Below are 14,657 nucleotides of genomic sequence, written 5' to 3' on the forward strand. Positions count from 1 at the left end.
GTTTTTTGGAGGAAATTATGTTTGATCCAACTGCTTTTGAAAATTTAAAAGTAATCGTTGAAGGAGCTGTCTATGATTTTGATTTGCATGGCGACATCCTTGTAACAGATCGAAAAGATATGATGGACCTTGCTTCGCTTAGTCGTATATATAACATTTCATTTCAACTGAATGAGCAAATTGAACCGTTAGTAGAAGCTACATTTTCACTAGCAGTTGATGCGAAGAATTTATCAGGTGAGATATTAGAGGTACCACAGTTTGTACCAGGTTGTGAAATGAAACTATTTTTTTCATTCCCGTTGCAGCATCCAGAAAAAGATTGTCAAGAAATCGAAGCGTTGTTACAATCCATATGGGGAAAAGAGCGAATGATTACGCAACAAATTTCATACGAATATAATAAGCAAGCGATTTCATATCATAACAAGGTAGGTATCGTATTCCAAAAAGCGATTACAGAAGACCATGTTGATGACTTAATAGCTGTTATTTCTCACATGATAGAAACGATAGGGACAATACAACATTTTCTTCAAAAATAGAGATAAAGGAGAAAACAAAATGATAAAAGACATGCAACCATTTTTACAACAAGCTTGGGAGAAGGCGGGTTTTAAAGAGTTTACAGAAATACAAAAACAAGCCATTCCAACTATTTTAGAAGGACAAGACGTTATTGCTGAATCTCCAACTGGAACAGGAAAAACATTAGCATACTTGTTACCACTTTTACATAAAATCAATCCGGAAGTGAAACAGCCACAAGTTGTGATATTAGCACCAACACGTGAACTTGTGATGCAAATTCATGAAGAAGTACAAAAATTTACGGCGGGCACTGATATCTCAGGAGCATCATTAATTGGTGGTGCGGATATTAAACGCCAAGTAGAAAAGCTAAAGAAACATCCAAAAGTAATTGTCGGCTCACCAGGACGTATTCTAGAGCTCATTCGTATGAAAAAATTAAAAATGCATGAAGTAAAGACAGTTGTATTTGACGAATTCGATCAAATTGTAAAACAAAAGATGATGGAAGCTGTGTTGGATGTGATTAAATCAACAATGCGTGATCGTCAACTCGTATTCTGCTCTGCAACAATGACAAAAGATGCAGAAGAAGTAGCGCGTGATTTTGCAGTTGAGCCACAATTGGTTCGTGTTAAACGTGCGGAAACGAAGAACCTCGTTGAGCATACGTATATCGTTTGTGAACGTCGTGAAAAAAATGATTACATTAGAAGAATTATGCATATGGGCGATGTAAGAGCAGTTGCCTTCTTAAATGACCCATTCCGCTTAGATGAAATTGCTGAAAAGCTGAAATACCGTAAAATGAAAGCTGCAGCTCTTCATGCGGAAGCAAACAAGCAAGAGCGTGAAGCAACAATGCGTGCATTCCGTACTGGGAAATTAGAAATCCTACTGGCGACAGATATTGCTGCACGTGGATTAGATATTGATGATTTAACACATGTAATTCATTTAGAATTACCAGATACACTAGATCAATATATCCATCGTTCAGGACGCACAGGACGCATGGGCAAAGAGGGTACAGTCGTTTCTCTTGTAACACCGCAAGAAGAGAAGAAATTACTTCAATTTGCAAAGAAGCTAGGTATTCAGTTCACAAAGCAAGAGGTATTTAAAGGTTCGTTTGTTGAATCAAAGCCGAAAGCGCCAAAGAAAAAGAAACCTACATTTACTGGGAAGAAGAAACCGAGATAAATAATAAAAAGACGTGTCTTGTAAGATAGACGGGTTCAGATTTGAAGTACAAAATTAAAAATAACCATTTAAAAAGAGGTGCAATTAGCACCTCTTTTGCATTTATTTTAGCAATTAAATTAGCACCTAAATTGGTTATCTTTTGATAATCTCAGTATATCGTTAAATCGTCCTTATCGATTTCTGGATCTTTTCCATTACCCTTGATAAAGCTAATATTGAATTTGTTGTCTCGAATTCTTCAATATCCAAGGAATGTTTTGCATTTTGGATAACCTCTATTTTAAAATTTGATTTACTTAATTGCTCGATTTGATTTGAATTGAAATGAGGGTCTTTGTCTCCAATAACTAAAAGCCCTTGATGTTCACTATTCAAGATTGAATCAAAAATCGAATCAAACTTTAACAGCGGAGTAAGTAAAATCATTTTTGACTTTAAAAAGTCATCTCTTTTCATTAGGTCATTAGCGATTGGTATAGTTCCGAGTGATTTACCTAAAAAAATCGTTTCATTGTATTGACCATTTTTAAGAACATCCAATATGACTGGATTTACATCATCCATCATTGTTTTTGATATTTCTTCAAGAGATTTTTTAAATAAATGTTCATCATAGTTGTAATGGATATGAACAATATCAATTTTGTTTTGAAGTATTGTCATAGTTGCATAATAAAATAGGGGCTTATCGTAATTGTATCCTGAACCTGAAAACATAAAGCAAATCGTTTTGGAACCCATTTCTATATGTGTATAACTAATCGCTTTGTCGTTTGTTTGTATCTCCTTTTTATTTCCTTTCATCATTTTCTCCTCCGAAACTTTTATAATATTATAACATAAATTACCAATTTTTTTTATAAAAAAAATCATCCTCTTTATAGCAGGATGATTTATCGGAAATAAATTATATCCTGTAAGTCAAAAATTTTTTTAGCAATTCCTAACCGTTGTGCAGGAGTACCAATGATTTCTTTTTTAATAGTACTCCAACAGAAGTCCCCTTCCTCAAGCACGTGCAGGGCACAGCCCAGGTGGTAGGGAGGGGATGAATGTTGGTCGTGCAGCACGAAATTTCTATTTCCTTTTTATGTCACATCATGTATGATAGTACTAGAAATAGATACGAACATGTATTCTATTTTGTGTTTAGGCATCTGAAACACTACAACGAAAAAAGGCATATGATGGCTTTTTTCGTGGGGATTCCAAATATCCAAAATTGAAAAAGTATAAAGAATATAACAGTCTCACTTTCACGCAATTTGGATTCAAACCGAATGGGAAACACCGTTTCGCAATGTCATTTGCGAATAACGGAAAATTATATAACAAACGACTAGGAGAAATCGATATCCTTTTTCATCGTCCGATAGAAGGAACTATCAAACAATTGATTATGAAACGTCAATCCAAGAGATGGTATGCTATTTTTAGTGTCGAAAGACAAGCTACACCTTCTTCTATTGATATAGAACAGGTAGTTGGTATAGATGTAGGGATAAACAAATACGCTGTTCTTTCAAATGAAACAGCATTTGAAAATCCAAGATTTCTTTGGCGGAAAGAAAAGCAACTTAAGAAAGCACAGCGTAATCTTTCGAAGAAAAAGAAAGGCTCTGCGAACTATAACAAACAAGTAGAACGGATTCGACATCTTCACGAAAAGGTAGCGAACCAAAGAAAAGATTGTTTACACAAATTAAGTTATCATCTTGCCCAAGAGTATTCGGTGATTTGTATGGAAAACCTCAATATCCGAAACATGGTTCGGAATCGAAAAGTATCAAAATCGATTTCTGATGCGGGATGGGGTGCTTTTCGCGGTATGCTTCTGTATAAGTGCGAGAAATTTGGAGGTCTACTTGTGAAAGTAGACCCAGCTTACACATCGCAAGATTGTTCTAGCTGTGGGAATCGTGTGAAAAAATCGCTTTCGATTCGGACACATATTTGTACAAAGTGTGGAACGGTATTAGACAGGGATCATAATGCGAGTCTAAATATTTTGCGAAAAGGATTAGAGCAATTACTTGTGAGAACGACTGAAACTGTAGGGCAAGGTTGTGTCCAAACAGTATAAACGACGCCTGTGGAGAGTATGTAAGACTGCTTGGGCCCCCCAAGCAGCAACGCTCTATGAAACAGGAAGCCCCTTCTTCAAACAACTCGTAAGAGTGTTAAGGAGGGGTCATTCACGAAGAAAACGCCTTTCTCAATAACAGTTTCTATGTATCCAATAATCTGATCAAATGTGAAAACTTGTAAGTTTGTATGTAAATCTTGTTCGGGGTACAACATATCATCAAAAATAAGCTTTCTAAAAGCTAAAACGTTCTCTTCTGCCACTTCCTCAATCTTTACTATATTTGCTTCCTGATTAAGGAGAGGAAAGAATTGCTGATCTCTATCGTAGTGATATAACAATTTGCCGTTTAATAATTTAAAATCATGATGGTACATAGAAAAAATCGTTTGATCGTGTTCTATTCTATTTTTGAGCCAGGGAAGAAAAAATCCGTTTAGCCAAGTATCATCGGCAATAAGGTGTGTGTAATACCCTAAAATAAAAGGGGAATCCATATATGATCCATATTTATGAAAAAATGAATCATAATCTATTCTTCTTGTATAGTTTTTTGTTGTACCAGCATAGAAATGTGAAGCTTCTTTTTCCTCTTTTGACAACTGCATCAGGAGCTACTCTACCGAGCAAGAAAGAAGTTTTATCCCGAATGGATAATTTCTCTGCAATACCATTTGTAATAATCAAATGCATAATTCGTGATCCCATGATGGACACCGCTATTTAATATATTCATTTTATAGTGTAGGCTGGATGTCTAATATGATTTTCCCTGTACTCTGTCTACTTTCGACCCATTCATGTGCCTTCCCTGCGTCTTGAAGTGAAAAACGTTTCCCAACCTCGATTTGTAGGCTACCATCACGTAAATAACGAAAAACTTGCTCTGCAGTGTGAAGGAGTAGATGAGGACGTTTCTTACGAGTTGTTCCAAAGCTAAAGCCAAGAATGGAACGGCAGCTTGCATGTAAATCTTTCGTCTGGAATGTCCCAATATCACCACTAGCATTACCAAAATGGACGAGACGACCGTAGTAAGCAAGACACTTCAAACTTTTCTCTGACACAGTTCCAGAAATGGAATCTAATATAACGTCAGCACCTTCTCCGTTCGTAAGTTCATTTACTTTCTCTACAAAATCGGCATCTTGATAACAAATAACATGATCAGCACCAGCTTCTAAAGCAATTTTCTTTTTTGCTTCATTTCCGACCGTTCCAATAGTTTTTCCAGCACCTAAAGTTTTTGCTAATTGAATAGCAGTTGTTCCGATTCCACCAGCTGCCGCATGAATAAGAATTGTTTCACCTTGCTGTAATCTTGCTACATTTGCAAGCAAATTGTAGCTCGTGAAAGATACGATAGGACAAGCAGCAGCTGTTGTGAAGTCAACTTCATCAGGTAATACAAAAGTAAGATTTTCATTTGCGACAACATATTCAGCATATGATCCGTTAAGAGGGAAGGCGATCACGCGCTGTCCTACTCGGATGTTTTTTACCTCCGATCCTACTTGTTCCACAATGCCTGCCGCATCTATACCAGGGATAAATGGGAGTTTTCCGTTTCCTTTTTTGCCATAGCGAGATTTAATATCAGCAAAATTGACACTTGTAGCGATTACACGGATTAAAACTTGCTTCGCGTTAATCGTTGGCATATCTACTTCTGTATATTTCATCATTTCAGGGCCACCAAATGCAGTTACAACAATCGCTTTCATATGTATGTCCTCCTCAATAGATTCTATATTTTATTTTAAACGGCATTCAATATTTGGAAAATTATATAATATTTATGAAAGGCTATAAGCAAACATTATAAAACGAACGATTTTAAATCAATTTATTGGTTTATATAAAAATTCTTAGATCACTATAAAATTTATTCCACAAAAATATGCGTTTAGATGCTAAGTTATCGCAAGCAAAAGGAGAAATAGGTGAAAAGGAATATGAGGAGTTTACAAAGTTTCTAAAAATCATTACGAATGCAAAGCTCGAATATGGTAATGAAGTTTCTTCTGTAGTAAAAGAGCCCGTGGTTAAATGGGCTCTTTTTTACGAATCTGTTTTTGATCCTTATATAAATAGCAAAACGAAGGTAACGATAAAGTTATTTCATCAAGGAAAAAATAAAGTTTTTTACATGTATTTTGTAGCTACAAAACTTTCCTTAATTTATCGTTGTTTTTGTTTGCTCAAGTTTTGTAAAGTAATCAATAATGCCCATCGCACTAATTTCCATATCAAGCTTTAATACTTTATAAATAGAATGTGTTGCTGGGACGCCTTGTTTTGCAAGATGAGAGGATACTTTCTCTAGTAATAAATCGCAAAGCTTTTGGCTCGCTGTTTCAAAGTCTTGCTCTTTTGCAAACACCTGCTTTCCAGTCCCAACAAAGATTGGAAGCCAATTTTTAAGCTGCCTATATACTTCGGAAACACGGGAAGAGGCACCGTAATGCCCAAAATAAATATAATCAACATTCATATGTTGAATGCGGTCTTTTGCAGCAATCATCGCATCTGGCTGAAATTGTGAAGGAGATGTTGTTGGTAAAAATAGTTCAACGCCGAGCTCTGCTAATTCCCGATAGTAAATGCCAATTGTATCACCTGTAAACATTCCATTTGTTAAAGAATCATGAATGCTAATATGATGCTTAGCATGACCAGGCGTATCATAAAATGTTAAGGTTCGATTTTCTGCGATTTGCAGTGTTTCACCATCTTGTACGATGTGGACTCGTTCTTCTGGAATTGGTAGGATTGGATTGAAGAGTTCATCGAAAGTATCGCCATATACCGCTTTTGCACCTTGTATGAGTTTTGCAGGGTCAATCATATGACGAGCACCACGCGGATGGACAAATAAAGTAGCATTTGGACATTTCTCCATCATTAAGCCAGCTGCACCGGCATGGTCCAGGTGAACATGTGTAACGATGATATTTTTAACATCAGTAAGATCAATACGCAATTGCTGTAATCCATTTAAAAGATACGGAAGAGAAGGGGCAGCGCACGTTTCAATTAAAGTGATTTCATCGCTGAGTAAGACATATGTACCTGTTCGCTGATCATGCTGTAAGTCATGATCGTCAATAAGATATAACTGTGGAGATAATTGTTCTACTTTTTTCACACTTATCACTCCTAGTAATCTATTATATTTGTATTATAAAAGAAAAAGCAGAAAACGAAAAATCGTTTTCTGCCTTTATGTAATGTGTTTAGTTATTTTGCTCTTTGCTAAGTGACATAATAAAGAATCCGACAAGACCACCAACTGCTGGAAGAGTAATCATTCCTGCAAGTGTAAAGTATTTACTTAAGAAAAGTCCATTTACATCCATAAACCAACCAGCGACGAATAATAACATCATATATAGTACGAAATAAAACTCACGATTTGAAAGCATTTCACGTTGTGCAGTTTTCATTATCAACACCATCCTTTTCTTTTATAATGGAATTGAAATGTCACAATTTAGAAGGTAAACTGTCACATTTTGTTCACAATTCAATTGTAAAACTTTCTAAGTGAATTGTCTAGTGGTTTGTGTCGAAATTTCGAACAAAAATAAAGCGCTCTCATTAGACAAGGAAGAGAAAGCATTTTATGATAAACATAAAGGTTACAAAAGAGAGGGGAGCAAGCATATATGACAATTTATGATTTTTCTGCAACAACGATAACAGGAGAAGAAAAATCGCTGAGAGACTACGAAGGAAAAGTGCTTCTCATTGTGAATGTCGCAAGTAAATGTGGCTTCACGCCGCAGTATAAAGGATTACAATCTGTTTATGAAAAATATAAAGAGCAAGGATTTGAAATTCTTGGTTTTCCATGTAACCAATTCGGAGGGCAAGAGCCTGGTGCAGAGGACGAAATTACGAGTTTTTGTGAATTGAATTACGGTGTATCCTTTCCGATGTTCGCTAAGGTCGATGTCAAAGGAGAGCATGCTCATCCGCTATTCAAATATGTAACGGAGCAAGCACCAGGTATACTTGGTATGAAGTCAGTTAAGTGGAACTTTACGAAGTTTGTAGTAGGGCGTGACGGCAAAGTGATTGATCGTTTTGCACCGAAAACGAAGCCGGAAGATTTAGAGAAAGAGATTGAAAAAATACTTTCATAAAGTGAATAGGAAATAAACTACATAAGTGATGGTAGTTTATTTCCTATTGTTTATGAGTGCTATTAATGAGGGCGGACGGAAATAAAACATACGTCATCTAAATTAATTTCTACAATTTTATCTACACCTTGTATTTTTATTTTAGCTGGGGGTCTTAAATCATCATCAACATCGTCTTCCTGAACAGAAATTAATATACCTTGAATAGGTTCTTCCTCATCTTGCAGCCGAATCGTAATTTTCTTTCCAATAAACCTTTGTAAGTAAAGTGCTAAAGAAATACCGAAGAAAGTGTTAATTAAAATAGGATTAGCTGCTACTGTTTTTCCAAAATGTAGTATTAAATCTAGCCGTAGTGGTGGGGTGAAGTTAAATGGGAAAGGCTGAGGAGAAGGTTTTTGATTGTGATTTCGCTTCAATAAACAAAGTTGTAAATATGGGATTAGTAATCTTCCTTCTTCTTCGTTAGTTAACTCAATAAAATCTTTTCCTGCATTTGTTAAAGTTCCAAACAATTTTTCTTTTGTAGTGTCACATGCAACAATTGCCTGTACTTCTAAACCGCGAAGTGTTAAGAGAAAAAGCTGTAAAGCTCTTGTAATTTCTGCATCTCTTGGATTTGAAATAACATGAAGTAAGTTATTGGCTTCTTCAATGCACGCGTGTAATTGATCTAATTTATCTTGTGGAAGTGAACTGTTAGGGGAAGGGAAGCTTGGTGTAGTATTACGAAAGCAAGTAGATAATGGATGGCAAGGGGAGACATCAAAATGAGTTGGAAACCAAATTTGGTTTCGGTTGTCCGTTTTCATTGTTTGTAGAATGCTCCTTTCATATCAAAAAATATAGCTAGTATAATAGATGCGATTTTCATACATTGTGTGTCATCATTTACCCCATTGCAATTGAAAAAGGCTATCACCTACTCTTTGTAAGAGGGATAGCCTTTTTGAGTTAAATTCCTGGTATTTGTTGAATGTTTGGAATTTCAAATCTACCATCTTCAATAAAAAACACTTCAATATCATCAATGTGTATACGTGCGGTCATATTGTCAAAATCATTAATATGAGTTGTTTCAACTTTAATGAAAGCATAATCACCTTGTACATCAACAATGGTACCGATAATCATAAATGGGAATTGTGCAATGAGAATGAATACGCGGCGACCGATATGGCTTTCAAATTCTTGTGCAACATTAGCGCGGCGTAATTCATTAATTAAAGGATTGTTAACTGAACTTCTACACACCGGAGGAAGCGGTTTTTTATCTTTAACATGATCTTGATCTTCCATGTTTACACCACCTTTATCATTATTATGGAATTGGAAAACGTGTTTCCGGATCAAACGGTAAGAAGAAGGCAATCATCTCAATTGCAAAATTAAGAGGTGTAGGAAATTGGAAAAATGGTGCATTGCTCATTTTAATTGTGACAGGATAAAGTGTAATGAAGCCGTCTGTTACTCTTACAATTCTTCCGGTAAAAATAGGGCGAAATGTTTGTCCTAATATATTTAACTGATCAGAGCGAGTAGTCAATAAAATATTTTTTCCTAATAAATCGCCAAATACTTGGTTTTCAGGTAATGTTGCGTTGTTTTCTAAAGGGATTTTTTTCTTTTGTGAACTTTCCAATTCAGTTGGTTGTTTTCCATGCTCATGTATTAAATTATTTTTTAGCATACGTATGGCGTGAGATCTCGTGGTATGTACCAGGAGAACAGACGCATATGCCCCCTTTCATTATGAATTTTAACTACCAATCTATTATTATGCGAATCATTTTACTTTTATTTCTATAAAAGTAAAATGATTACTGTTTGTTTTTTTGTGTGTCCTTTTATTTCTCTTCTTCATACGCTAAAGAGAATAAGTAAAAGGAGATGTTGTCTTTTGTGGTTTAATAAACAAAAAACAGCGGTATCAATTCCGTATTTTAATGCTCCGAGTGTAGTACAAAAGAAGAACAGTCTGGAATATAGAGAACAAAAAATAAAATTTCCAATTGTTAAGGAGGCACAAGTCAAAAAAACGATAGATAATAGAGATCATGTATGTGAAGAATTGACCCCATTGAATTTTAATGGTTTAAAGGATAGAGTGAATTTCCGCCTTTTAAAAAATATTGGAAATGTAATAGAAATAACAATGCGCTGTGATGGGAATAAGAAAGAAACCATTGTTGGGACGATTCAAGAAGTAGGTCCAGATTTTATCCGCGTACTACAGGAGCAAAAAGTGATAGTCACAATATTATGGGAAAATATTAGAGAGAAAACAGAGGTATCAATTCCGTATTTTAATGCTCCGAGTGTAGTACAAAAGAAGAGCAGTCTGGAATATAAAGAACAAAAAATAAAATTTCCAATTATTAAGGAGGCACAAGTCAAAAAAACGATAGATAATAGAGATCATGTATGTGAAGAATTGACCCCATTGAATTTTAATGGTTTAAAGGATAGAGTGAATTTCCGCCTTTTAAAAAATATTGGAAATGTAATAGCAGTAACAATACGCTGTGATGGGAATGAGGAAGAGATCATTGTTGGGACGATTCAAGAAGTAGGTACGGATTTTATCAGCGTACTACAGGAGCAAAAAGTGATAGTCACAATATTATGGGAAAATATTAGAGAGATTCGTTTGAAAGATGGAGAAGTGATAGTGATTGAGCAACTTGAAGAAGAAGAAATGATAGTAACTGAGCAACTTGAAGAAGAAATGATTGGAATTGAGCAACTTGGTGCAGAAGAAATGATTGGAATTGAGCAACTTGGTGCAGAAGAAATGATTGTAATTAAGCAACTTGATGAAGAAGAAATGATAGTAACTGAGCAACTTGAAGAAGAAGAAATGATAGTAACTGAGCAACTTGAAGAAGAAATGATTGTAATTGAGCTACTTGATGCAGAAGAAGTGATTTAGATTGTACCTTAAGCAGGAAATATGAAGGCTATCCCAATAAAATAGGGATAGCCTATGTTTTTAAGGGTTACATAAAGGTGGTAGTTTGCTATTTTCCCTTTTTAGAACACGAAGGATACCCCACATTCCGAGTTCGATATCCCAGCGAATATTGCCAGAGCGGTACATATAATCTCCTGGTATTCCATTTAGCCCCCCAGCTCCATGTGCAATGACGAGATTTGCTCTGGAACCAACACTATTTTCTCCTTGGACAGCGGTAAAGGTTGAGTTTAAATTATTCTCATTTCGAAGCCATGAATGACCATGTATTGTAAAAACATGCGCTCTCGGTTTATCAGCAGGGAAAGTATAACGAAAGATAATTGGATCATCTACATGTGCAAAAAAGATTGGTGTTGCAGGATCTCCATGTATTTTCGAATTAAATACTTTTGAGACATCAGGATTTATTTTCAAGCGATGAATAATGCGCTCTGAGCGATAGTTAAAACCACGAGATCCTTGATCTTCAGGGTCTTCCAGTTTTTCTTCCGGTATTATAAAAATTGGCTCGGGATCGATAATAAGATTTCCGTCTTTATCTACAAGGCGAACACCGTCATGCATGAATAAAGCAAATTCACGAAATTCTGGGAAAAGAGGATGTGAAATAATTGCTTGATTACTAGTTCGTATTGGAGTACGTGTTATAGGATGTAGATGAACAGACCCGGTTTGTTCTGTAATTAGCATACCAAAAGCTCCGTGGTGCCGGTGACTACGTAAATCAGCCATATCCCATAGATTACAAGAGCCAACATTACGATCAATAAACCACCGATACGTAATACTTTCCCCTGGCGCTACGGTTTGATCAGGATTAAATCCAACTGTAGCACCGTCTGAGCCAAGGACGTCATATGCGACCATTTGCGCATGAAGAGAAATTCGTCTTGATGGTGTGAAAATAACATCCTCATCAGGCACTTCTGGATAACCATGAGATTCTCCTTCATTATGAAATGGCTCTGTTAATTGGTTGTGGAGTGTAATCTCTACACATTCACCAGTATTGGCACGTATTATAAATGGTTCGGGATTTATTTTCCCATTTTTAATATTCTCAACATCTTCTTTTAAAGCAAAAATAATGCCAAATGGATCGTGATCACCAGCTTTGTTATATTTAATCTTTGATTGAAATGCGACGACTTCAAATCTTCGAACTGGTGTACCTGGGGGACAAGGATCACCAGGATCTGTTGCTGGTGGCGGATTTTCCCCAGTAGGTTTTGGCAATGGTTTTGTTCTTTTGGGTGGTTGCGGTCGGTCTGGTAGAGGGAATAGATCAGGAACCCGCTCTTTAAATGCCCGGAAAATCCCCCAAGATCCGAGCCAAATATCATCAATTCCACCGTAATAGTACAGCATATCAAAATTGCCATCGCCTTCAACCGCAAATTCAGCTGTAAAAGCTTCTGATATTCCAATAGTTTGTTGCTGAGTAAATTCTGATTCTAAATCCGGACGATTTCTACGCCAACGTTGTCTGTGTAAGTTAAAGCTATGAGATTCCTCATGGGCGCCTTGAAATAATCGAATGCGTACCGGATCACCATTATAAGTTTGTAATAATGGTGTCACAGGATCTCCATGAAGGAAAGAGCTAAAAACAAAAGCTGGGTCAGTTTCAGGATTTGTTAATCGTGCTGATAGCGGTTCATTTCGGTAATTAATTGCCATAACGCCAGGGTCACCATCGGAACCTGAAAATCTAGGTGCATTAAGTGGTCTGCCCTCTTCATTAAAAAGAAGCGAAAAGTCATGAACAAATAAGGCGAATTCACGAAAATCAGGAATGAGTGGATTTGTAATAATAGCTTGTGTACCAGATGATAAGGTGTCTCCTGAACGAGGATCGAGAAATTTTGATCCTTTGGGTTCGATACATATTCCTGCAAACAAACCATGTTGTTGGTGTGAATTTGCAAATAAATGATCATGAAAGAAAACTGCTTTCAATTCAACATCTGCAAACCATTGCATTTGAATTGTTTCGCCTCGCAAAGCGCTGCTATCATAATTCCAGCCAACATTAGCACCATCGGCAACAAGAGGGTCGAATTTGACGAAGTGTACATGAGTAGCAGATTCGTATGTTCGTTCTACAAGTTGAAATGCATTTCCACCTAATGTTTCTGGAAACTTATTTGTATAGTTAATACGAATACATTCACCAGCATTCGCACGTATGACAAAGGGTTCTGGTTTTTTACGACCAGATAACACATCTTTTTCATCTTCTTCTAATACAAATATACGACCTTCTGGATCATTCCAGCCTTCTTCGTTATATACAATAGGCACTTGAATACCAACGACATTAAAAATTCGTTCTATTTTTGTACCTTCAGGACAAGGATTAACAAATACTGCACCAGGACGTGCATTTGGATCAAATTGATTGATTTCAAGCTCTGTTGATTTGCGGCCACCTACAATTCCAAGTGGTGGACGGGGGGCTTTACAACCAAAAACACCAGGAATAAAGTTTGGAAATCCAGGCTTTTCGCGTGTAGGCGCAGGTGGAATTGGTCGATCAGGAAGCGGCTGTAATGCTGCAATTGGTACACCGTTTGGATAATATTGACTACCATCTTGTAACGTGTTAAAAATACGATTCATGCCCCACATTCCCTCACCAAAATGAGGGTAAAGATGACAATGAATAATAACATCGCCAAATGCGCCTTGTAAGCTGCCTGCACCGTATAAAGGTGAAACAGTAAACGTATTTTGTGGACCGATAGATACTGAATCAACCTCCATGGAGTTGACATTATTACGTTCAAACAACCATTGATGGACATGATAATGAAAGACATGTGTTTCTTTTACCCCACCATGAATAACACGGATTTTAAGGGGATCCCCTACGTAAGCGCGTAAAATAGGGGTAGTTGGATCACCAAATACCCAAGAATCATGGTGAACTTCTTCGCCTTCACAATCAGGGCAAACAATACCTTCTTGGATGAGACGAACACGATTTCGCATTGGCTCAGATCGATAATTAACGGAGTGTGTCTCACTATGTTGTAATGTATGAGGATCAATTGGTTTTGCGCCTGTTAAATCTTTGACTTCCATTTCATCATGGAAAAACCATGCGAATTCCCGAAAGGAAGGCAAAAGTGGGTTATGAATGTCAGCGTAAATTCCGCTGTTAATAGGTAAGCCAGTTATAGGATCGGTCCATGTAGAGCCTTTTGGCTGTACCATTAATGCACCAAATAAACCATGTACGTTACTTCCTTCTTCACTAGAGAGAGGATTACCTAAGTCAGTGAAAAGATGAATCTCTTCATGAATGATGTCCCACGTATAAATTAGTTTCTCACCAGGAGGAACAGTAGTGTCCTTGTTATTTCCAACAAACGCTCCATCTGAAGTCTGTACATCGTACTCTGCTAACTGAATATGCATGGAAGTGCTAAAAGGTAATTGATTTTCGAAGGTGACTTTTACCGTATCTCCTACATTGGCACGAATAACGAGTGGTTGCACGAGATCTACTGTTGAAAATGGATTTTCCTCTACGAGCTTTTTTACTTTACTTACATTTTCTTTTAAAACATACATCTTGCCTTCCGGATCGTGATCACCAAAGTTGTTAATCACAATTCGAATCGGGATGGCAACTACATGATACTCCCTCAGCATTATATCAAGCCCCCCTTCAAATTAGAAAGAATCGCACTCTATCTCAAAT

At 36.6% G+C, this 14,657-nt stretch carries 12 protein-coding genes and 3 pseudogenes; 6 read left to right on the plus strand and 9 right to left on the minus strand.

The features are described 5' to 3' along the window. Nucleotides 1-17 precede the first annotated feature (17 nt). Together QUF99_RS14055 and QUF99_RS14060 are read left to right on the plus strand one after the other, a co-directional pair. Nucleotides 18-545, plus strand: a complete 528-nt coding sequence (locus QUF99_RS14055) for a hypothetical protein (protein ID WP_289370829.1) — start codon at nucleotides 18-20, stop codon at nucleotides 543-545. Nucleotides 546-564: 19 nt separating this feature from the next. Beyond that, nucleotides 565-1,734 (plus strand): DEAD/DEAH box helicase, encoded by a 1,170-nt coding sequence (locus QUF99_RS14060; RefSeq protein WP_289370831.1) that lies wholly within the window; start codon nucleotides 565-567, stop codon nucleotides 1,732-1,734. Between the two features lie 162 nt (nucleotides 1,735-1,896). Here QUF99_RS14060 and QUF99_RS14065 read toward each other — a convergent pair whose 3' ends face one another. Beyond that, nucleotides 1,897-2,541, minus strand: a complete 645-nt coding sequence (locus QUF99_RS14065) for an alpha/beta hydrolase (RefSeq protein ID WP_289370832.1) — start codon at nucleotides 2,539-2,541, stop codon at nucleotides 1,897-1,899. A gap of 361 nt (nucleotides 2,542-2,902) precedes the next feature. On the opposite strand from QUF99_RS14065, the pseudogene QUF99_RS14070 reads away from it, so the two are divergent. Beyond that, nucleotides 2,903-3,820, plus strand: a pseudogene (locus tag QUF99_RS14070) (RNA-guided endonuclease InsQ/TnpB family protein); the annotation flags it as partial. A 77-nt stretch (nucleotides 3,821-3,897) separates the two neighbouring features. On the opposite strand, the pseudogene QUF99_RS14075 reads toward QUF99_RS14070, so the two are convergent. Further along, nucleotides 3,898-4,531, minus strand: a pseudogene (locus QUF99_RS14075) (hydrolase). 29 nt (nucleotides 4,532-4,560) lie between these two features. Next, the gene (locus QUF99_RS14080) at nucleotides 4,561-5,547 is read right to left on the minus strand and encodes a quinone oxidoreductase family protein (RefSeq protein ID WP_289370833.1); all 987 of its coding nucleotides are present in this window, start codon (nucleotides 5,545-5,547) and stop codon (nucleotides 4,561-4,563) included. 176 nt (nucleotides 5,548-5,723) lie between these two features. Here QUF99_RS14080 and QUF99_RS14085 point away from each other — a divergent pair. Further along, a pseudogene (locus QUF99_RS14085) lies at nucleotides 5,724-6,083 on the plus strand (DUF3600 domain-containing protein); the annotation flags it as partial. Here QUF99_RS14085 and QUF99_RS14090 read toward each other — a convergent pair. Together QUF99_RS14090 and QUF99_RS14095 are read right to left on the minus strand one after the other, a co-directional pair. Beyond that, complete coding sequence (locus QUF99_RS14090) at nucleotides 6,000-6,971, minus strand: MBL fold metallo-hydrolase (protein ID WP_289370834.1); 972 nt, start codon at nucleotides 6,969-6,971, stop codon at nucleotides 6,000-6,002. The pseudogene QUF99_RS14085 and the gene QUF99_RS14090 sit on opposite strands and share 84 nt — an antisense overlap. 88 nt (nucleotides 6,972-7,059) lie before the next feature. Continuing rightward, nucleotides 7,060-7,269: a DUF3925 family protein gene (locus tag QUF99_RS14095; RefSeq protein WP_289370835.1), complete on the minus strand. Its 210-nt coding sequence runs from the start codon at nucleotides 7,267-7,269 to the stop codon at nucleotides 7,060-7,062. A 222-nt stretch (nucleotides 7,270-7,491) separates the two neighbouring features. Here QUF99_RS14095 and QUF99_RS14100 point away from each other — a divergent pair, with 222 nt between their 5' ends. Then, nucleotides 7,492-7,971, plus strand: a complete 480-nt coding sequence (locus QUF99_RS14100; protein WP_289370836.1) for a glutathione peroxidase — start codon at nucleotides 7,492-7,494, stop codon at nucleotides 7,969-7,971. Between the two features lie 62 nt (nucleotides 7,972-8,033). Here QUF99_RS14100 and QUF99_RS14105 read toward each other — a convergent pair whose 3' ends face one another. The 3 genes from QUF99_RS14105 to QUF99_RS14115 form a co-directional block, all read right to left on the minus strand. Beyond that, entirely contained in the window at nucleotides 8,034-8,783 is a 750-nt protein-coding gene (locus tag QUF99_RS14105; RefSeq protein ID WP_289370837.1) for an LSm family protein, read from the minus strand. Nucleotides 8,784-8,925: 142 nt separating this feature from the next. After that, on the minus strand, nucleotides 8,926-9,270 hold the full coding sequence (locus QUF99_RS14110; protein WP_289370839.1) for a hypothetical protein: 345 nt from the start codon (nucleotides 9,268-9,270) through the stop codon (nucleotides 8,926-8,928). 22 nt (nucleotides 9,271-9,292) lie between these two features. After that, nucleotides 9,293-9,661, minus strand: coding sequence for a hypothetical protein (locus QUF99_RS14115; protein WP_289370841.1), 369 nt, complete (start codon nucleotides 9,659-9,661; stop codon nucleotides 9,293-9,295). Nucleotides 9,662-9,871: 210 nt separating this feature from the next. Between QUF99_RS14115 and QUF99_RS14120 the strand changes: the two genes are divergently transcribed. Then, a complete protein-coding gene (locus tag QUF99_RS14120; RefSeq protein ID WP_289370842.1) occupies nucleotides 9,872-10,903 on the plus strand; it encodes a hypothetical protein in 1,032 nt (343 codons plus the stop codon). Between the two features lie 60 nt (nucleotides 10,904-10,963). Here the strand turns inward: QUF99_RS14120 and QUF99_RS14125 are convergent, their stop codons facing one another. Further along, complete coding sequence (locus tag QUF99_RS14125; protein ID WP_289370843.1) at nucleotides 10,964-14,608, minus strand: multicopper oxidase domain-containing protein; 3,645 nt, start codon at nucleotides 14,606-14,608, stop codon at nucleotides 10,964-10,966. Nucleotides 14,609-14,657: the final 49 nt, after the last annotated feature.

Source organism: Bacillus sp. DX4.1 (assembly GCF_030348195.1).
Lineage (GTDB): Bacteria > Bacillota > Bacilli > Bacillales > Bacillaceae_G > Bacillus_A.